Source organism: Clostridia bacterium (genome assembly GCA_026414765.1).
In the GTDB taxonomy this organism is placed as follows: Bacteria; Bacillota; Clostridia; order Acetivibrionales; family DSM-27016; genus SKW86.
Genome location: JAOAIJ010000024.1, coordinates 24836 through 44783, shown reverse-complemented (window position 1 = coordinate 44783; position 19948 = coordinate 24836). Strand labels below are relative to the sequence as shown.

At 38.8% G+C, this 19948-nt stretch carries 14 protein-coding genes; 7 read left to right on the top strand and 7 right to left on the bottom strand.

The features are described from left to right. Positions 1-223: 223 nt before the first annotated feature. From N3I35_10410 to N3I35_10390, 5 genes are all read left to right on the top strand, one after another. Positions 224-5191 carry an Ig-like domain-containing protein gene (locus N3I35_10410; protein MCX8130500.1) on the top strand — a complete coding sequence of 1656 codons (4968 nt, stop codon included), beginning with the start codon at positions 224-226 and terminating at the stop codon, positions 5189-5191. A gap of 135 nt (positions 5192-5326) precedes the next feature. After that, complete coding sequence (gene amrB, locus N3I35_10405) at positions 5327-6202, top strand: AmmeMemoRadiSam system protein B (GenBank protein ID MCX8130499.1); 876 nt, start codon at positions 5327-5329, stop codon at positions 6200-6202. 198 nt (positions 6203-6400) lie between these two features. Further along, positions 6401-6697, top strand: coding sequence for a metalloregulator ArsR/SmtB family transcription factor (locus N3I35_10400; protein ID MCX8130498.1), 297 nt, complete (start codon positions 6401-6403; stop codon positions 6695-6697). Between the two features lie 68 nt (positions 6698-6765). Continuing rightward, on the top strand, positions 6766-7158 hold the full coding sequence (locus N3I35_10395; protein ID MCX8130497.1) for a YvaD family protein: 393 nt from the start codon (positions 6766-6768) through the stop codon (positions 7156-7158). Between the two features lie 56 nt (positions 7159-7214). Continuing rightward, a complete protein-coding gene (locus tag N3I35_10390) occupies positions 7215-8021 on the top strand; it encodes an EFR1 family ferrodoxin (protein ID MCX8130496.1) in 807 nt (268 codons plus the stop codon). A gap of 33 nt (positions 8022-8054) precedes the next feature. Here N3I35_10390 and N3I35_10385 read toward each other — a convergent pair whose 3' ends face one another. Next, positions 8055-9611 (bottom strand): ATP-binding cassette domain-containing protein, encoded by a 1557-nt coding sequence (locus N3I35_10385; GenBank protein ID MCX8130495.1) that lies wholly within the window; start codon positions 9609-9611, stop codon positions 8055-8057. Between the two features lie 205 nt (positions 9612-9816). Between N3I35_10385 and N3I35_10380 the strand changes: the two genes are divergently transcribed. After that, positions 9817-11481: an FAD-dependent oxidoreductase gene (locus N3I35_10380; protein MCX8130494.1), complete on the top strand. Its 1665-nt coding sequence runs from the start codon at positions 9817-9819 to the stop codon at positions 11479-11481. A gap of 8 nt (positions 11482-11489) precedes the next feature. On the opposite strand, the gene N3I35_10375 is transcribed toward N3I35_10380, so the two are convergent. The 6 genes from N3I35_10375 to N3I35_10350 all read right to left on the bottom strand — a co-directional run bounded on the left by N3I35_10375 (position 11490) and on the right by N3I35_10350 (position 17880). Continuing rightward, on the bottom strand, positions 11490-12704 hold the full coding sequence (locus tag N3I35_10375; GenBank protein ID MCX8130493.1) for a DEAD/DEAH box helicase: 1215 nt from the start codon (positions 12702-12704) through the stop codon (positions 11490-11492). Between the two features lie 102 nt (positions 12705-12806). Next, complete coding sequence (locus N3I35_10370; protein MCX8130492.1) at positions 12807-13886, bottom strand: AI-2E family transporter; 1080 nt, start codon at positions 13884-13886, stop codon at positions 12807-12809. Between the two features lie 306 nt (positions 13887-14192). Continuing rightward, positions 14193-14849 (bottom strand): ABC transporter ATP-binding protein, encoded by a 657-nt coding sequence (locus N3I35_10365; GenBank protein MCX8130491.1) that lies wholly within the window; start codon positions 14847-14849, stop codon positions 14193-14195. 1 nt (position 14850) lies between these two features. After that, positions 14851-15984: an ABC transporter permease gene (locus tag N3I35_10360; protein MCX8130490.1), complete on the bottom strand. Its 1134-nt coding sequence runs from the start codon at positions 15982-15984 to the stop codon at positions 14851-14853. A gap of 53 nt (positions 15985-16037) precedes the next feature. Further along, a complete protein-coding gene (locus tag N3I35_10355; GenBank protein ID MCX8130489.1) occupies positions 16038-16691 on the bottom strand; it encodes a response regulator transcription factor in 654 nt (217 codons plus the stop codon). Beyond that, complete coding sequence (locus N3I35_10350) at positions 16663-17880, bottom strand: sensor histidine kinase (GenBank protein ID MCX8130488.1); 1218 nt, start codon at positions 17878-17880, stop codon at positions 16663-16665. The genes N3I35_10355 and N3I35_10350 overlap by 29 nt, the downstream gene beginning before the upstream one ends. A 244-nt stretch (positions 17881-18124) precedes the next feature. On the opposite strand from N3I35_10350, the gene N3I35_10345 reads away from it, so the two are divergent. Beyond that, complete coding sequence (locus N3I35_10345; GenBank protein ID MCX8130487.1) at positions 18125-19873, top strand: DUF885 domain-containing protein; 1749 nt, start codon at positions 18125-18127, stop codon at positions 19871-19873. The last annotated feature ends 75 nt before the right edge of the window (positions 19874-19948 follow it).

Below are 19948 nucleotides of genomic sequence, written 5' to 3'. Positions count from 1 at the left end.
AGCTTGTCTTCAAATTTGCTTTTTAGCTAAGAAAATGCATTGAAGATTAAGCTTTTTTCTTTCTATTCTTCCATAATATCAAAACAAACAACTTACCTGCAGTTTATATCGTACTATATATTCCTCTTGTCATTTTAACACTTTATTAATTACATTTTCTACCTGGACTTTGATATAATGTAAGAAAGTGTGTAACAGCAATTAAAGAAGGGAAGTCAAAGATATGAAGGTCAAAGATATATATAAAAATAAACCTCTTTTCATAACACTGATAGTATCTTTTGTAATTTTACTTGGAGCCGTAATCACTGCGGGATTTTTACTTACAGGACATACAACTCAGGTATCAGCGGGAAAAAACATTGAAACACTGAACCTTAAAAACATAAACATAGTGCCCCTGGTCTCCGATAGTGCAGGAGTGGACTTGAAATCGGGCTTTAAGGTCCTGTGTAAGGAAAACTATTCCGAATCGACCATAAGGTCCGCCCTCAATATCACCCCAAAGCAGAATTATAAACTCGAAAGAAAATCAGAAAAAGAATTTTTAGTAGATTTTAATACCAGTATGGAACCAAATAAAATATACAGATTCGAAGTATCCGGCTCTGATTCTTTGAAAAAACGTTCGTGGGCGTTTCAAACCAAAAAGACTTTTAAAGTAATGAGGACGCTTCCCAGAGATAAGGGCACCTCTGTTCCTGCAAACACCGGTATCGAGATTTCTTTCAATTATGAAAATGTAGAGAGTCTGGACAAATTCTTTAAAATCTCACCTGATACAAAGGGAAAATTTGAATATCATAAAAAAACAGCAGTATTTGTTCCTGAGAGGCTAGAACAAAATACTGTTTATACTGTAACAATTAAAAAGGGGTTGGGACTGAAAAACAGTGACGAAACCATACAGGAAGACTACGTATTTCAGTTTCAGACAGAAAGCCCGCAAAAACCACCTAGTGAAGACTTCTTCTCTTTTTCCGACACTCTATACAATATTACCTCCAGTGTGACACCTACTTTCGAAATATACGCAAGTGAAAACTTAAAGAATAGTGAAGCAAGTATAGAAATCTTTAAATACCCGGATGAAAATAGCTTCGTAGAAAATCTTCAAAAATATGATTCACTTCCAACCTGGGCATATATGGATAATGATAAGATTAAGTTCGACACATCAAAACTGGAAAAAGTCATTTCCTTTAGTACGAAAATATTAACAGGCGGTAACGGTGTTGATTGGAATTATCCACATTACCTAGCACTCCCTTCTACTCTTCAAGAGGGATATTACCTTATAAGCTCAACACTGAACAATATAAGACAGCAGACTCACCTGCAGGTAAATAATGCTTCAGTATACGTTTCTGTATTGAAGGACAAAACCCTTGCATGGGTAAACAATTCAGCAACAGGTAGCCCTATAGAAGGAGCTACTGTACAAGTCGCAGGAGTACAGCAGGTAAAGACCGGCAATGACGGAATAGCCATAATTCCCGGCCAGTTACCCCTTCCCGTGACCGGCAGCCATTTCTTTATGAAAATTGTGAGTGGTAAAAGTCCTGCTTTCATAGCACGCATAAATTCATATTACGACTATGACTACAGATATTATAACAGTGACGGCTATATCGAAAATTACAACGACAGTCCGAATAATTCCTATTGGACATATTTATATACCGATAGAGGCTTGTATCTTCCGACAGATTCAGTAAACATATGGGGAATTGTAAAACCACGTGACAGGAAAAATCCGGTAACAGAAGCTAAATTGCAGCTTATACCGCAAAATTACTACTATGCAAACAGTGATGAGACCAGTGTAATACAGTCACAAGATGTAGCACTGAATGAATTCGGTACTTTTGAAGGAAAACTGGATTTTTCCAATCTAAGTACAGGATATTATGACGTAAACCTGGTCTATAACAATACTGTCTTATCTTCTGCTCAATTTGAAATCAGGCAATATACAAAGCCTGCCTACCGAATAGAATTGCAGGCATCCAGGAAAGTTGTTTTTGCAGGGGAAAATCTGAATTTTGATATTCAGGCAAGCTTTTTTGAGGGTACTCCCGTATCGGGTCTGAACCTTGAATATAGCAGTAATACCACCTCTACAGCTGAAGGAAAGCTGAGATGTGACAAAAATGGAAAGGCTGTATTTACTGCAACCCCCAGCCTGGGCACTACCTCCTGGAGACCGGAAAGCCTCTATATGCGTGTAAACAATGCAGATTCAGAAGAGCAGGAGGTAGCAGCATCAAGCAATATATGGTTTTTCCCGAAAGATACTATGATTCAAATAGATGCAAAAAAGAAAGAAGGTTTGGCCTCGGTAGATGTTAAATCCAGTCTTATAGATTTGGCTGGAATTTATGAGGATTTTGACTGCTACAATCCTGATAAATTCCGTGGTGCTCCTGTAAATGCAGCTTTAAAGGCCGCCATAACCGAAGAACACTGGGAGAAAACCGAGACTGGAACCTACTATGACTTCATAAACAAAAAAACAGGCAAGACGTATGATTATTACAAAGTGTCCACCCTTGTAAAATCTATTGATTTCACTACATCCTCCGGAAAATATACTTTCGATTTCCCAATTGAAAAGGGCAGAAGCTACAAGATAACAGTTACTGGCTTTGACTCAAAAAAAAGGGAAATACTTGAGGAACAGACCTATTATTTCGATAACGAATATAATCTCTACTCCCTCCAGAGAGAGTATCAACTTGAGAATGCTGAACAAAAAGAATTCTATAAAAAAGGAGACAAAGTATCTCTCAACGTAAAAAGAAATACTGAAAACCCTCCCGGCCCAAAATCAAGATGCTTGTATCTGACTCTGCAAAACGGCCTGTTAGATTATGAAATACTGGAAGGAAACAGTTATTCCTTTGACTTCAATGAAAGCATGATACCAAATGTTTATGTCCAGGCAGTATATTTCGACGGAACCAATATCTTTAATGCAGGAGTCAAGAGATTTAAGTATGACTATAAGCAGGAAACTCTGAAAATCACTATCAAACACGACAAGCAAAGTTATAGGCCCGGCGATACTGTACAGCTTGAGGTTAACGTAAAAGATAACAGTGATAAGCCCTGTATCTCTGTTGTAAACTTAAGTCTGGTAGATGAAGCATTTTTTGCGCTTCAGGACCAATATGTAGATACTCTGGGTGATCTTTACAGCTATAACCTTCCTGTAGGACTTATTTCCGACTATGTGTCCTATACACCGCTATACCCGAACCTCAGGAATAATACTGCCGAGGAAGGCGGTGAAGGCGGAGATCAACCTGTGATAAGGTCCAAATTCAAGGATACTGCATTTTTCAGCTCCGTTAAAACTGATAGAAACGGTAAAGCGAGAGTAAGCTTTAAGCTTCCTGACAATCTTACTTCCTGGAGAATCACATATCAGGGTATTACCGATGACATAAAGGCCGGAAGCGGAAAAATCAATATATCTGCCAGCCTGCCATTCTTTACGGACATCATATTCAACAATATATTCTTAACCGGAGATAATCCGTACATTACCGCCAGATCCTTCGGTACAGAGCTGAAAACCGGAAGTAATATAGATTACAAATTGATACTTGAAGATGAAAAAGGAAACAAGAAAGACTTTACCCTGAAAGCACCCTCAGGCGAATTTGCCGGGATTTCCCTCGGTAAATTGGATACAGGAAATTATTCTGTTACCGTAACTGCAACATATGGCAGCTATAAAGACGGGATACAGAAAACCTTCAGTGTGGTTGATAATATACTTGAGGCATCCAGGAGCAAAAGCTATAAGCTCAAAGACGACACGAAAATTGAAGGGGGAAAATCCCTTACAAGACTGACTTTCTATAATAACAAAGCCTCATTCCTTTATGATACCCTCAATTCATTGATTTACGCCTGGGGTGAGCGGGTAGATCAGAAACTCTCCAGAAAAATTTCTCAAGCGTTCATAAAGAAATTCTATGGAGAAGAGAATCCTTGGCTTGTGAATGAGGATGAAGACTTAGATTTTGGAAAACACCAGACTGCTGACGGCGGTATAGCTCTGCTCAGCTATGACAGCAGCAATCCTGAGCTTTCAGCAAAAGTGTGCTCTGTGGCAAAAGACTGCTTTGACACCAATGCCTTAAAATATTATTTCTATAATATACTGGATAATAAAGATTCAACACCTGAAGATGTAGCTGCATCCTACTGGGGTTTGGCCTCCTTGGGTGAGCCGGTATTACTCGATATTCAAAGCCTCCTTGAATCTACCGGTATAGGCATTAAAGAAAAACTCTATCTGGGAATAGCCTTGAGCGAAATCGGGGACTATTCGGCAGCAGAAATGATTTATACCAAGGTAATCAATGAAAACGGTAAGAGCGCTGAACCCTATACATTTATCGATAGCGGAAGCACAAGGGATAGCAGCACTGAACTTACAGCACTATGCTCTGTGATAGCAATGAAAATAAATGCTCCTGAAAAATTCAGTTTATACAAGTATGTAAAGGATAATTCCACTGGGGATATATTAACAAATCTAGAAGGACTGATGCTGGTATCGAATTTTGTACCTGATCCTCTCCCAACATGTAAGTTCAGTTATGTAATTGACGGTACTGCAAAAGAGGTAATCCTTGAAAAACAACAGACATATCAACTCACTTTAACAAAGGATAAACTTGAAGAAATAAAGTTCTCCAACATATCAGGCGATATTGCTGTAACTTCAAGCTACACAGGACCTGTGAAAGACCTGATGGCAGCCCCCGGCAACATGATTGAACTGAAGAGAAGCTATAGTGCAGACACTTCAGACAAAACAGAATTTAGCCGGTCGGATTTAGTAAAAATAACAATTCACCCTGAATTTACTGAAAATGCTCCTGACGGGTTTTATGAAATAACTGATGTTCTCCCTGCCGGATTCAGATTCGTAGAAGGAGACCCCTTTGATGATAAAAAGTGGTATCCAAGCGGGGTAACCGGTCAAAAGGTAGTGTTCAGCTACTACTACGGTAAAAACAACACAAACTTTTCAGCCAAAGAAAAATACATCACATACTACGCCAGAGCAGTCTGTCCGGGTACATTCACAGCAGATAATGCATTAATAAAACATTATGACAGCGACACTACAGGTTTCACAGACAAGCAGCAGATAAAAATCATCAATTGAATTTAACTTGAGTGTTGGTTGATTTTAATTGCAGGCTTCCTTCGAACCAGTGCATCACTTAAAACTAATAGTACTTTGTTATTTTGTTTTTCCTTTTTAGTATAGTACTACTAAAATAATACCGGATGGGGTAACATGAGAAAAATATTATTGATTATAATTACATTTATAGCATTCCTGTCTTCATGCAGTCATCAAACAGTTCAGAAAACTCATAATAGGGAGCTAGGATATGATGAAAATATCAAATGCAGATACTATATTGAAAAAAGTTTCAAGAGATCAATAAGCCTTGCAGACAAAAGGAAGTTTGAAGATTTTGATATAAAAGGAGGTATAGTACCTCATCACCTCTTGGCAGATGACCTGATAGCCTCCTTCTTCAAGACTGTATCCCGGGAAACCCCTGAGCTTTTAATAATCCTTGCACCTAACCATAAGAATGTCGGTGATTATAAAGTAAGTACCTGTTATAGCAGTTGGGAAACTCCCTACGGTTTGCTGACCGCCGACATTACTATGGCTAAAAGCCTTGTTTCTGAAAAAGGGGCAGGATTGAACAGGAAAATATTAGAGGAGGAACATTCCATTTCCTCTCTCATCCCTTATATAAAGTACTATATGCCTGACTGCAAGGTAATCCCCATACTGTTACATGGTGATTACAGCCTGGAAAACTCTATAGAACTCGGAGGCTATATTTCACATCTTGTTACCGGGAAGAGATACTTGATTTTGGCATCAGTGGATTTCTCCCATTATCTGACCGGTGAAGCTGCTGATAAAATGGACGATATTTCACTGGAGGCAATAAAGAAAAGGGATTTGAAGCAGATCCGGCAAATGAACAATGATAATATGGACTCCCCTCCTTCAATAATAACTTTATTATCAGCAATGAATACCCTAAATGCAGACAGGTTTTCACTGCTGGAACACAGCAATTCAGACAGAATTTCCGGTACAAAGGCCAAAGAAACGACGAGTTATTTCACAATGGTTTTTTATTAGTGGAATTAAGTATTATAGAAAAACACTTGCATAATTTACTTTTATTTTATATAATCATTTCGATACTTATCGAAGTATAGTGTTGCAAAATCATTTATTGAGTATGTTATGGTATAAGGCTCTAATTATTAGAGCTTTGTATACTCAGAACATACTATATAATTACAAATAACTATAAGAAAGTTGTGTTTAACAGTTATGGATACAAAGAAATACTCAAAAATATTTAAAGCACTTTCCAACTCCAACAGATTGGAACTTTACATGAACATAGTAAAAAAACATGAAGCCAGTTTTGATACCGGTTGTGAGTGTTTCATTTCTGATATTATGGACTGTTTTAAGATTGGAGCACCTACGATATCCCATCATCTCAAAGAGTTGGAAAACGCCGGATTAATTTTTACGGAAAAAAGAGGAAAATATGTTGTATGCAGAGTTAATGAAGAAGTTGTTGAAGAAGTAAAAAAACTGATGACGCTGCGAAATAAATAATTTTTTAAGCTATATTTCGATACTTATCGAATTAACAAACAAAACACTAATATAAGGGAGACATTTTAATGAAAATAAAAGGGATTAAGCTTTTAGGTGTTTTTATGCTGCTAACTGATATAAGTTTCATATTCTACTGGTCTGCCACACTATTTCATCTGATACCGGAATCACTTTTATTCAACGATTACAGCAACCCCAACTTAATAGCATGGAACTGGTCTTTTCTTCCACTGGATCTGTTGATATCTGCAACAGGTATTACAAGCATAATGCTATATAAAAGGGAATGTTCCAAGTGGAAGACAATTGCCCTTTGTTCATTGGTTCTGACCTTCTGCTCGGGGCTTCAGGCTATTGCATTCTGGGCAATAAAGCAAGAATTTGACCCTGCCTGGTGGATACCGAATCTGTTTTTGATGGTTTATCCTTTATTTTTTATTAAAAAGCTGATCCGGTAAGGCATATTTATTTTTGTTAATAACCAATAAAAGTTATGGAAAGGTAAGTGATTTTTATGAGAACCACAATTTACTATTTTACTGGCACAGGAAACTGCCTTATGGTCTCTCGCGATATAGCATCCAAAATGAAGGATGCGGCCATAGTTTCTATTGCTAAGGCGGTAAAGGAGGAGGATTATCAAGTAAACAGCGAATGCATAGGCTTTGTGCTACCTGTGTATTATTGGGGCATACCCCTGATAGCAGCCAAATTTATAGAAAAGCTCGACCTGACTAATGTAAGGTACATATTCGCAGTAGCTACCTTCGGAGGCTCCGCCGGAGATGCTCTCGGCCAGGTATCACGTCTGTTGAAAAAAAAGGGGGCCTCTCTGGCATCAGGCTTCAAGATTTTATTACCGGAAAACTATATACCGGTATACAACCCAACTGAGCCAAAAGAGCAAGAACGTCAATTCAAAGAAGAAAAACGTAAAATAGACAAAATAGTAAGAATAGTAAACGAACAAAAGGATACAGGGATTGAGAAGGGACCTAAGGAATACTTAAAATTCCTTTCTCCTGTAGTCTACAAACGCTCAAATAAATTTTACAAGGATGGCAAAAAGTTTTGGACAAAAGATAACTGCAACAGCTGTGGTTCTTGTGAGTTAGTATGTCCTGTAGACAATATAGAAATGCAGCATGGCAGACCCAAATGGAAAGATTCCTGCGAGCAGTGTCTTGCATGTATCCAGTGGTGTCCAAAGCAGGCTATAGAATTCGGCAGAAGTACTTCTAAAAGAAAAAGATACAGAAATCCGGAGGTCACTATAAAGGATATAATTGATTCCTCAAAGACTTCCGGCACCCAAAAATAACAAACAAGGCTCCTGAATTTCAGGAGCCTTGTTCTATACTATCTTTGTCGTCCAGTCTTCCACATTCCACACATCTGTGACCCAATCTTCATAGAATTCAGGTTCATGGCTTACAAGAACAACTGTACCCTTGAATTCCTTCAGAGCCTTTTTCAACTCTTCCTTCGCATCTACATCAAGATGGTTAGTAGGCTCGTCAAGCACCAGCCAATTAACATCCTTCAGCATTAGTTTGCACAATCTGACCTTTGCATTCTCTCCACCGCTCAGAACCACCATCTGACTTGTAATATGCTCATTGGTCAGCCCACACTTAGCAAGAGCGGCACGCACTTCTGCATTACCCATCCCTGGATATTCGTTCCATACTTCCTCCATTGCAGTATTGCTGTTGTATCTGCCGGATTCCTGCTCAAAATATCCGGGATACAGGTATTCATCAAGCTTCACTTCCCCAGATACAGGTTTTTGTATCCCCAGCAGCGTTTTCAGCAATGTAGACTTGCCCAAACCATTGACACCTTTTATTGCCACCTTCTTTCCTCTCTCAAGGATCAGATTTAAAGGACTTGTGAGCGGTTCATCATAACCGATGACCAGATTGCTTGCCTGAAATATAAACCTTCCCGGAGTTCTCGCTTCTCTAAATTTGAAGACAGGTTTGACCTTTTCCCTGGTCTTTTCTATCAAATCCATTTTATCAAGCTTTTTCTGTCTGCTTTTTGCCATATTTGTTGTTGCAACCCTTGCCTTATTTCTTGCTATGAAATCTTCCAAGCGCTCGATTTCCTTCTGCTGTTTTTCATATGCCTGCTGATTCTGAAGTTTTTTAAGCTGATACATCAGCTGGAACTGATCATAGTTTCCCGAATACCTTGTAAGAATGGCATTCTCTACATGGTATACCACATTCACTACCTCATTTAAGAACGGAATATCATGCGACACCAGTATGAAGCTGTTTTCGTAATTTTTCAGGTAGTTTTTCAGCCAGTATATGTGATTTTCATCAAGGAAGTTTGTAGGCTCGTCCAGGATCAGAATCATAGGACTCTGCAGTAGCAGTTTTGTCAGCAAGACCTTTGCTCTCTGACCTCCGCTCAAATCCGCCACATCCCTGTCCAGTCCGATATCACCCAACCCCAGTCCGTTTGCCACTTCTTCTATTTTGGAATCAATAATATAAAAGCCGTTATGCTCCAGTGTACTCTGTATTTCACCTACATCCTCCATCATAACCGCAAGTTCACTCTCTGATGCCTCAGCCATCTTTTCATACAAATCCAGCATCTCTTTTTCCAGATCAAACATGTACTGAAACGCTTCTCTCAGAACTTCTCTTATGGTTTTCCCTTTTGTAAGAAGTGTATGCTGATCCAGATAACCTGTTGTGATTCTGCTGCACCACTCTACTTTTCCCTCATCAGGCATCAGCTTTCCGGTTATTATATTTAAAAAGGTGGATTTTCCTTCACCATTAGCCCCTACCAGTCCTACATGCTCTCCTTTCAGAAGGCGGAATGATGCATTTTCAAGTATTTTTCTGGCTCCAAAGCCATGGCTTACATTTTCTACATTCAGAATACTCATCTTGACCTCACTTATTCTTTCTATCTGATATTTATTTATAATAACTCATCTCAAAGATAAAATAAAGAGCATATAACTTGCAGTAAAACCTTGTTTAAGTGCAAACCGATTTATAAAACATATTATAACATATGTTGAATTTTGTAAGTTTTACACTTATAATAAAACCTGGAATCCACATACCTGGGAGGAATATAGTCAACTTATGCCTAAGATATTTGAAACAAACTATAAAAGCCATTTTAACTATAAACCTGTGATAGTAAAAACAACATCTTTAGTACTTATAGCTATTACTTTAATTTTCAGCAATATACTCCCCTTAAACTCGGATACGGAAAAAAAAGTAATTATTAATCAGCTCCAATTTGATGTGGTTGTGTACGGCGGGACTGCCTCAGGAGTCATAGCCGCCGTTTCTGCAGCCAGAGAAGGATTGTCCGTGGCACTTTTAGAGCCTGAAAGTCATCTGGGGGGAATGGTATCCGGGGGTCTTGGTGCAACTGACAAAGGTAAAGATTACTTAATCGGGGGTCTTTCCAGAGAATTTTTCACCAGAGTCGGCAAATACTATCAGAAGGATATAAGCTGGTATTTTGAACCCCATATAGCAGAAAAAGTATTCAATGATATGGTAAAAGAAGCAGGCGTCCAGGTTTATCTGCATCACAGACTCAAGGAAAAGGACGGAGTCAAAAAAGCAGAAACAAAAATAACTGAGATACATACTGAAAACCATACCGCTTTTAAAGCCGATATATTTGTCGACTGTACCTACGAAGGGGATTTGATGGCAAAATCAGGCGTTTCCTATACCTGGGGCCGTGAAGGCACTTCTACCTACAGTGAGTCTCTTGCCGGTGTAAGACCTTATACACGTACTCACAACTTTAAGTATAAGGTATCTGCTTATGACAAGCAAAAAATGCTTTTCCCTGAAATATTGGATGTACAACCAGGAAAAATCGGATCAGAAGACAAAAAGGTTCAGGCTTACAACTACCGTCTTTGCCTTACGAATGCTGCGTCAAACAGGGCTCCATTTCCCAAACCCGACAAGTATGATCCGGGGAGGTATAAGCTGCTGATTGAGTGGATTAATGTAGTTAAGAAGTCAGAAAAAAACAGGAATATTTCCTTCAAGGATGTTGCCTGGATCAGTCCGCTTCCAAATAGTAAAGGCGACTTAAATAATAACGGGCCGTTTTCCACTGACTATATAGGAGGAAGCTGGGATTATCCTGAGGCTGACTACAAAACAAGGAAGGATATCAGTAATGCGCATAAAAACTATATCCAAGGTTTTCTGTATTTCCTGGCAAACGACAGCCAGGTTCCGAAAGAGCTGAGACAGGATGCCAGCAAGTGGGGATTGGCAAAGGATGAATTCAAGGATAACAACAACTGGCCGTATCAGCTTTATATCCGTGAAGCAAAACGTATGACAGGCGAATATGTAATGACCCAGAATGATATACAGAAAAATCTTACTAAGTCTGATTCAGTTGGAATGGGTTCATATAACAGTGATTCGCATAATGTGCAAAGATATGCAACTTCAACAGGACATGTACTCAATGAGGGAGATATGCAGGTTAAGGTAAACCCATATCAGATTCCTTACCGTGTAATGCTGCCAAAGCGTAGTGAAGTGACTAACATTCTGGTTCCGGTATGCTTCTCGGCAAGCCATGTTGCTTACTCAACACTCCGTATGGAGCCTCAATACATGATAATGGGACATGCAGCCGGCATTGCCGCCAGATTGGCTATCGACGGCAACTGCTCCGTACAGGACATAAAAATATCAGCACTCCAGCAAAAGCTTATTGACCAAAAAGCGATTTTAAAATGGCCGCAGACAAAATAACACATTACTTATTTCTTCTTGAAATTGGTATTTCCTGATGATTTGGACTGCGGCCTGGCAGGCGGCTTTCTTTGCACCTTCCTGCTTCCATCCGTGATTTTTCCCATATACATGGATTTTCCCTCTATTTGTATTTTCAAGGCTCCTTCATATTTTTTGATTATCTGAAGCTCTCTTTCAGTAATGATTGAAATTGCAACCCCCTTGTTTCCTTTCCTCCCAGTCCTTCCAGTACGGTGGATATAGTCTTTTGGATCCTCCGGTATATCCAGATTGAAAACATGTGTCACCCCTTCTATGTCGAGACCTCTGGCTGCTATATCCGAAGCAATAAGCAACTGGATCTTACCAGCTCTGAATTCCTCCATAGTCCTTTTCCTCTCCGACTTAAAGTTGGAACCGTGGATTCCATCAGCTTTTAAGCCGTGATATCTCAGCTTTGCAGTTGTAATCTCTATCTCTTCACTTCTATTGATAAAAACAAGGGCTCTTTGAGGATTTATAATCCTTGTCAGTTTCCTTAGCACTTCAATTTTGTCTCTTTGCTCTGCTATAAAGTACAAGTGCTCAATCGTGTCAGGAACTGTTGTTTTTGACTCTCCCTTTATGAATTCTGGCTCTTTCATAATCTCTTTTGCTTTTGCTATCGTATTCTGTGATATAGTAGCCGAAAACATCAAAAGCTGCCTTTCCTTCAATGTGCTTTTGATCACTGCCTTTACACTATCCACGTTATTATCATCCATAAGTCTGTCGGCTTCGTCGAGAATTATCGTTTTTATTGTGTGCGCTGAAATCTTCTTCTTTTTTATCAGCTCAAGTATCCTGCCGGCAGAACCAACGATTATATGCGGTTTATCTCTCAGCTTCTCTATTTGTCTTTCTATATTAACATTACCTATTATTGGCACTGAGGACACTTTTACATCAGAATTCTGTGCCAAACGCTCTATCTGGCGCTGTATCTGAATAGCCAGTTCATGCGTCGGAACAAGTATTATTGCCTGCATCTCCCTGACCGATGTATTCAACTTGTGGAATAGAGGAAGAAGGTATGCCAAAGTTTTTCCCGTACCTGTTTCTGATTGTACGATCAGATCAATGTTTTTTATTGCCTGGGGAATTACCTTACTCTGTATTTCAGTAGGGATTACTATATTTTCCTTTTTTAAAGCCTCTGCAAGTGACTGGTTCATATTAAGGGTATTTATGAGATTTATCATTATTTTCTCCTTTACTGTTTTATTCTTTCAATTATTATTTGTTTCTCTGCTGCTATTTTTACATCTGATCCGTTTGATTCTGTAGGCTTATCCTCTTTACTGTTACAGTAAACTGTGACTCTTTCTCAATCTGTAAATCCTGATAAAATTTCTCACAATTACCTTGCAAACTGCGTAAGCCGGAACCACTATCAGCATTCCGACAAATCCATACAGTGAGGCAGCAATCAGAAATAAAATAATAAGTGTGAGCGGATGTATTTCCAGCCTCTTTCCGACAAGGTTAGGAGAAATAAAGTTCCCTTCCAGCTGCTGGATAAGCACCGCAAGTATAATTACCTTGACTACCATAAAGGGGCCATCCGCCAAGCCTATCAGTAAGGCCGGTATTACGCCTATTACTGCTCCAAACAGGGGTATAAAGGATGTAATCATTACAAAAAACGCCAGTATCAGAGAATAATCCATCCCTATTATGAGATATCCTATATACATCAACACTCCCAGCACCAAGGCTATAATCGCCTGACCTATGATATACACTGACAAGGTTTTGTCTGTCTCTTCCAGGATTGCATAGCCTTCCTCCTTAAATCCTTTGGGTACAAGAGCCTTGATTCTAGAAGCGAAAGTACGGTCATCCCTCAAAAGGTAGAAAAGTATAAAAGGCACCATTACAAGTACTGTAGCGATACCTGTTACTGTTGAAATAGCCCCGAATATGCTCCCTGTTATAAGCGGCACAATTTTCTGCAAGGCTTGTGTAGCCTGCTCCTGAACTTTTCCTGAAAACATGGAAACAAGATTCTGGTTTTCCAGTAATTCAGTTGCTTTTTCTTTAGCTCCATTGATAATCTCAGGCATGTTTGACATCAGCTGGCTAAGCTGCTTACTTACCAATGAACCCGCATATACTCCGACCAGAGCAAATATCCCGATAACCAGCAAAAAGACTGCTAATATTGCAAGTACTCTCGGCATGCGCAGCCGTTTCTCCGCCAGATTTACAAGAGGTCTCAGTAGGTAGTAAAGAAAACCTGATACCAGCATCGGGAAAAATATTATTACGGCAATCTTTTTTATAGGTACAAATATAAAATCCAACTGTCCTGCAAGGAACAAAATAAGTAAAGCTACCAGAGTTCCTATCGCATACTTGAAAAACTTTTCTTTAATCCACATATGATGCCTCCATATTTCTCATTGTTTGCACTTTTTAGTAAAACAACCTTAAATTACTTGTTGTTCATAGTACATAACGAATATATTTATACTCTATTCTCTATAATTCTATAATTGTATAATTTATCCTTCATTATATTAAATATAACACTATTATCCGCTGATTTCAAAATACATCAATAAAAGGTTGATACAGATCAGTAGCAACCTTTTATAAATATAATTCAATACATTTTACCGGTAAATATGCATATATACCACTAAACAGCTCAAACCTCAACATTGATACTGCGCCACCTGAATCATTCAACTGACTTTAATCCTGCCGTCCCACATCTCAATTACTCTGTTTGCATTCTCCAGTATGGAACGGTCATGCGTAACAACCATTATAGCAGTCTCACCTCTAAATTCCTCCAGAATGTTCATTACTTCCATGGCATTTTTATGGTCCAGGGAAGCCGTAGGTTCATCTGCAAAAATAACAGATGGTCTGTTTGCGAGCGCCCTGGCTATTGCAATACGCTGTCTCTGTCCGCCGGATAACTGTACAGGTTTTCTTTTTGCCAGATGTCTAATACCAAGGCCATCCATCAGCTCAAAAGCTCTATTTCTGGATATTTCATCACGGTTTGTTCCCACCAGTATATTATCAAATACCGTCAAATAATCAATTAGGAAATGCTTCTGAAATATGAAACCAAACTCATTTTTTCTGAGCTTGGCCTGTTCCAGCAGGGAAAGGTCCTGAATATCTGTATCCTTATAATATACAGTACCGGACATCGGCTTTTTTAGTCCTGACAATACGTACAGAAGAGAGCTCTTTCCACTCCCCGAAGGTCCCATCACACCTAGTAATTCACCCTTGTCCAGAGTAATATCTACATCTCTCAGGGCATATACTTCCTGCTCCTTATCCATATCATAAATAAGACATAGCTCTTTTCCCTCCAGCAGCATTTTACATCACCCCCTCAATTATTGACACAGGGTCCAGTTTCCTAAGCATGCGCCATATAGGAATTATGCTGAAAAGAGTTGCGAACAGAGGAACACACAATGCTTTGATTATACTGTCCAGGGAAAACAAATACAGGTTTTGTCCCCCGGGTAGGTAAATATATATCCTTAAAATCCAGCCGAATACTACTGAGATGATAATACCTGCAATAAGTCCTGCCAGATTCATACCGCTGATTTCAATGAATACCCTGTTTACCACCTGTATTCTTGAGAACCCTATTGCCCAAAGAAGCCCAAATTCATTTCTTCTTTGGTAAAAGTAGATATAGCACAAAAACCCTACGCATACCGAAGCAATAATCATTACAATGATACTGAGTATTGTAATGAGAAGATCAATGTTTCCGGTTAAGCTCTCGATATTTTCTTTACTGGAATTATAAGTTTTTACATGATATGTATTTGGCAGACTGTCCAAATATTTGTTTAGCGTTTCCAGCATTCCCTTTTTAGGAATAATGGCAGCCCCAAACTGATATTCATAGTTGATTTTGTAGTCTGAAAATGCAGTTTCATATGGGGCAAAAGACATAACAGGCTTTCCTCTGACAAGACCAACGACTCTGTAGCTCCCCGACATCCACTCATTCTTACTGTTCAACGCTCCAAACTGATCCCCTATTTTCAGCTTCTTGTTTGCAGCAACACGCTCATGCAGTAAAATCTCATGTCTGCCCGGTGCAGGCTTTCTGCCTTCAAAAATCTTCATGCCCATTACAGACAGTAAATAATCCATGTCCTTTTCTTTCAACATTGCGATATCCGATTGTGTATCTCCGCCTATTATCATATTCAGGCCTGTTGACCAAAGAACAAGCGGTAATACTTCTTCTGTTTCATCCCTTGCTTTTATGTCATTTATCAGCTTCTCATCGGGTAACAGCTCTTTTTGACGTACAATGGAAAAATGTTTTCTCGGCTCAATCTGTGTTAAGTAAACACTGCTTGTAAGAGAATTTATGAGCATCTGAAATACATATACCAGCAGAACACTGAGGGATATGGTAGCAAATATGGCGATAAACCGTCTCATATTGCTTTTATAATATTTTAAAACATCTGTAAAAATCATAAAATCCACCATCACATATTTCCGTAATCAAGTAAATTTCATAGCCTCAGCATCTATCTGAAGCCTTTTTCCTTCAGATAAAGTACAGCCTGAGTCCTATGGGCAATACCTATCTTACTGTAAATATTGCTTATATAGTTGCGAACCGTTCCTTCAGATATATACAAAGCAGCAGATATCTGTTTATTTGTAAACCCCTGAACCATCATTCCCGCAATCTCATGTTCCCTGTCGGAAAACTCAATATCTGCTGTTATCATATTATCCTTCTTTTTAAGCGCCATCCTGGCAAGACCCTCTGCCAGCTTGGATGCTACTTGGGGAGGCATGATCATTTTCCCGGCTGCTGCATCATGGATTGCTTCCACAAGCTTGTTCATTTCAATATCCTTAAGCAAATAGCCGCAGGCTCCATAAGCAAGTGCTTCCATTATATACTCTTCATCATTAAACGTTGTCAGCATCAATACCTTGATTCCAGGGCACACTTCCTTTATGGCTTTTGTACATTGCACTCCATCCATTTCCGGCATCCTTATGTCTAAAAGTACTACATCAGGGTTTTGCACCTTTACCATCTTAACAGCTTCTATGCCGTTTCCTGCCATGCCTGTCACCTGTATATCCTTCTCCAGTTCCAAAACTGTTTTTAAGCCATCTCTCATCAGTGTCTGGTCATCAACTATCAGTACTTTTATAGCCATCATTCAGACCCTCCCCTTCGACAGGAATATTTATAGCAATACAGCAGCCCTCCCCTGGTTCCGAGTCAATGCTGAAAACTCCACCCAGTTCCTTCACTCTTTCCTCCATTGCCGTCAGTCCAAAGCCCTGTACGATCTTATCAGTACCTGTACCATTATCCTGTAGGAAAAATTTAATATGCCCGTTTTCATATTTCAAAATAAACACAAATGCCGTACTTTTTCCATGCCTGATACCGTTTGTCAGTCCCTCCTGCAATGCCCTGTAAATTGCCTTTTCCTGTTTCCCAGTGAGTGTCGGGATTTCTGATATATCATACTTTATAAATACTTCACCATGTTTTGTAGTCTCATCTATAAGAAGTTTCAGCGAGGGCACAAACTCCAGAATTTCCCTCCCTGTCTGGAGCATCCTTACAGATTCCCTTATATCGTTCAAGCCTTTTCGGATCTGTCCCTTTGCCAACTGTATCTTTTCAGCCGCCAGACCAGGATTAACAGGTATAAGTCGTTCTCCCGCTTCCATTTCAAGCAACACCGTAGTTAGAGTATGTCCCACTGTATCATGTATCTCCCGGGCTATACGGTTTCTTTCCTTCATAATAGTCATTTCTTCCAGGTCTTCGGAGGTTTTTTTCAGCTTGACAAAGGTATTTTCCAACTGCTTTTTCTTATTTTTGAGTTCCGTCATTGTTATCCTTAATAAATTCCTCTGCTTCATTTCATATTTTACAACAATCATTACAGCAGTTACTGCTATAAACGCAAGAGAATTAAAAGCCATTTCCATCAAAAAAGCTTTCGCGGGTGGATAGCCCGTATATATGTAATTGCCGATACCATAAGAAATGTAACTCAGGACTGCAATACTGCAGCTGAACAGGTATGAAAAAGCCAAAACAGTATCGCCTATAATAATAAAATAATAAATACTATATTTTCCACTGATATCTGCAAGACCTATGAAGAAAATCAAAACTACATCTACAAGTATCATAATTCTGCCTATTATACTGTAATTAGATGTATTATAGACAACTGCGTTACGGATTGTAACTGAAGTAATAAGCAACCCGGAAAACAGGATTACAAGCCACGGGTCCTTGAGATTCCTTATAGTAACAAAAATAAGAACAACAAATAATGAAGCATAGAGTACTTTGATCAGAGTACTTTCAGTTTTTTCATCCAATTTTATCAATCCCTTTTCCCGGTTTACAACACTTATTGATTTTATTCTACATTATCCTGCAATATTGAGCAACCAGTGATTTTTTATTACCTTTTCCGCTTTCATATGATAACTGTCATAGAAAATATGACAGGTTTTGTGATTGTATACACTTACCCCAAAATCCGAAGTGCTGTAATATAAAAATATAAAATAGCAGGATATCTGAATAGTAACTATAAGGAGCTGATAATCCGTGTCACACATGAAGCTTAATAAGAAGAAAATAATTCTGGCATCCATACTGATATTTTTGCTGATACTCGGTTGGTGGCTGGTAAAACTGGTATGGTTCAAGCCTACAAGTATCAACTTATTTTACGAAAGAACCCTCATAGGATACGCCCTTAAAGACCCGCAGCAAATGAGTAAACTTGGTGTTCTTAATTCCTTTGGCATAAAATTCTTTGATGATAAGCTTACAGACCGTTCCCTTGAACATGAACTTGATTTATTTAGGTATTCTGAGCGGGAACTAAATATCTTACGCAGCTATGACAGATCAAAGCAAACCAAAGAGCAGTTGATATCCACTGATATCTTGGACTGGTTTATGGAAAACTATGGCAAAGGCAAAGAATTTATGCACTATGGCTTTCCTGTAAACAATTATCTGGGAGTGCAAAAACAACTACCTGAGTTTATGGTCAACTCACATACAATTCATGGAAAGAAAGATGCCAAGAACTATATTAAGCGGTTGTCAGTGTTTGATACATATTTCACACAGACTATAGATTCTTTAAAAGCCCAGGAGCAGAAGGGAATAATACCGCCCTCATATGTTATTTCAAACACTTTGACTGCTATGAACAACTTCATCTCACAATCCGCCGAAGATAATTCATTGTACACGGTATTCGTAGACAAACTGAAAGGTTTGAAACTGGATGATGATACTAAAACAAGATTAACTCAAGATGTAAAAGCAGAAATTGAAAATACTGTATATCCGTCTTATAAAAGATTGATTAATTACTATGACGGTCTTCTTGAAAAATCCAAAGATTACGTTGGAGTATATAACCTGCCCGAGGGCGAAAAATACTTCAGATACATGCTCCGCAACTATGCCACTTTGGATATTACGCCTGAAGAAGCCTATAATAAACTAACTAGTGAAGTAGATAAAATCAATAGTGAAATACGCCGATTAGGGAAAAAAACAATTACTTCCGAAAATGAAACAGGAGCAATAAGCACGCTGGACGATTGTCAAAAAGTTATAAGTGACATGTACAGTAAGCTTCCCATGCTTTTCGGAACACTTCCGAAAGCAAAGGTACAGGTTCAGTATTACCCTGATACAGGCAGCACCAATTCAGGGTTCTTTCAGTATAACTCATCCGATATGAATGGTACAAAACCCGCTACCATTTTTGTACCGAAAGATTTTGCCAGTAATAACAGCTATACAATGAAATGGATACTATATCACGAGGGAGTACCGGGTCATCACCTCCAGCAAGCACTGGCAAGAGAGATGAAGAATATTCCCAATTTCCGTAAAATCATTGGATTTTCTGCATTTAGTGAAGGCTGGGCCACTTATGCCCAAAGTATTCCCTGGGAATATAGAATAACCTCAGACCCCAATGGAGAGGTTGAAATGCTGAAAACCAAGCTAATGCATATAGGAAGAGCAGTTATTGATATAGGAGTGAACTATATGCGTTGGACCAGGGAAGATGCCATAAAATATGCTCTTGAAAACAAAATATGTGATGAAGGTTCCGCCAGGTTTTATTCCGAATACTGTACTGTCTATCCTGGGATTGAATGTACCTATGCTATAGGCTATCTTAAAATTATAGAGCTGAGAGATGAGGCAAGAGCAAAACTCCGAAACAAATTCAGCATAAAGGATTTTCACGATGCTATACTCGAAGATGGCGAAATGCCGCTTTCTTTGCTAGAAAAGAAGATAAAAGAATATATAGATATTAAAAAGTAAAGTAGTCCGGACAGTCTATTAAAATTCACCAATTCAATGTGTTTATCATAACCTAATACAGGTAAGTAATTATGA

Coding starts and splice junctions, on each gene's coding strand:
- N3I35_10345 (MCX8130487.1), top strand. CDS start 18,125: ATGAAGCTTAATAAGAAGAAAATAATTCTGGCATCCATACTGATATTT.
- N3I35_10365 (MCX8130491.1), bottom strand. CDS start 14,849: ATGCTGCTGGAGGGAAAAGAGCTATGTCTTATTTATGATATGGATAAG.
- N3I35_10390 (MCX8130496.1), top strand. CDS start 7,215: ATGAGAACCACAATTTACTATTTTACTGGCACAGGAAACTGCCTTATG.
- N3I35_10375 (MCX8130493.1), bottom strand. CDS start 12,704: ATGATAAATCTCATAAATACCCTTAATATGAACCAGTCACTTGCAGAG.
- amrB (MCX8130499.1), top strand. CDS start 5,327: ATGAGAAAAATATTATTGATTATAATTACATTTATAGCATTCCTGTCT.
- N3I35_10370 (MCX8130492.1), bottom strand. CDS start 13,886: ATGTGGATTAAAGAAAAGTTTTTCAAGTATGCGATAGGAACTCTGGTA.
- N3I35_10380 (MCX8130494.1), top strand. CDS start 9,817: ATGCCTAAGATATTTGAAACAAACTATAAAAGCCATTTTAACTATAAA.
- N3I35_10355 (MCX8130489.1), bottom strand. CDS start 16,691: ATGATGGCTATAAAAGTACTGATAGTTGATGACCAGACACTGATGAGA.
- N3I35_10400 (MCX8130498.1), top strand. CDS start 6,401: ATGGATACAAAGAAATACTCAAAAATATTTAAAGCACTTTCCAACTCC.
- N3I35_10410 (MCX8130500.1), top strand. CDS start 224: ATGAAGGTCAAAGATATATATAAAAATAAACCTCTTTTCATAACACTG.
- N3I35_10395 (MCX8130497.1), top strand. CDS start 6,766: ATGAAAATAAAAGGGATTAAGCTTTTAGGTGTTTTTATGCTGCTAACT.
- N3I35_10360 (MCX8130490.1), bottom strand. CDS start 15,984: ATGATTTTTACAGATGTTTTAAAATATTATAAAAGCAATATGAGACGG.
- N3I35_10385 (MCX8130495.1), bottom strand. CDS start 9,611: ATGAGTATTCTGAATGTAGAAAATGTAAGCCATGGCTTTGGAGCCAGA.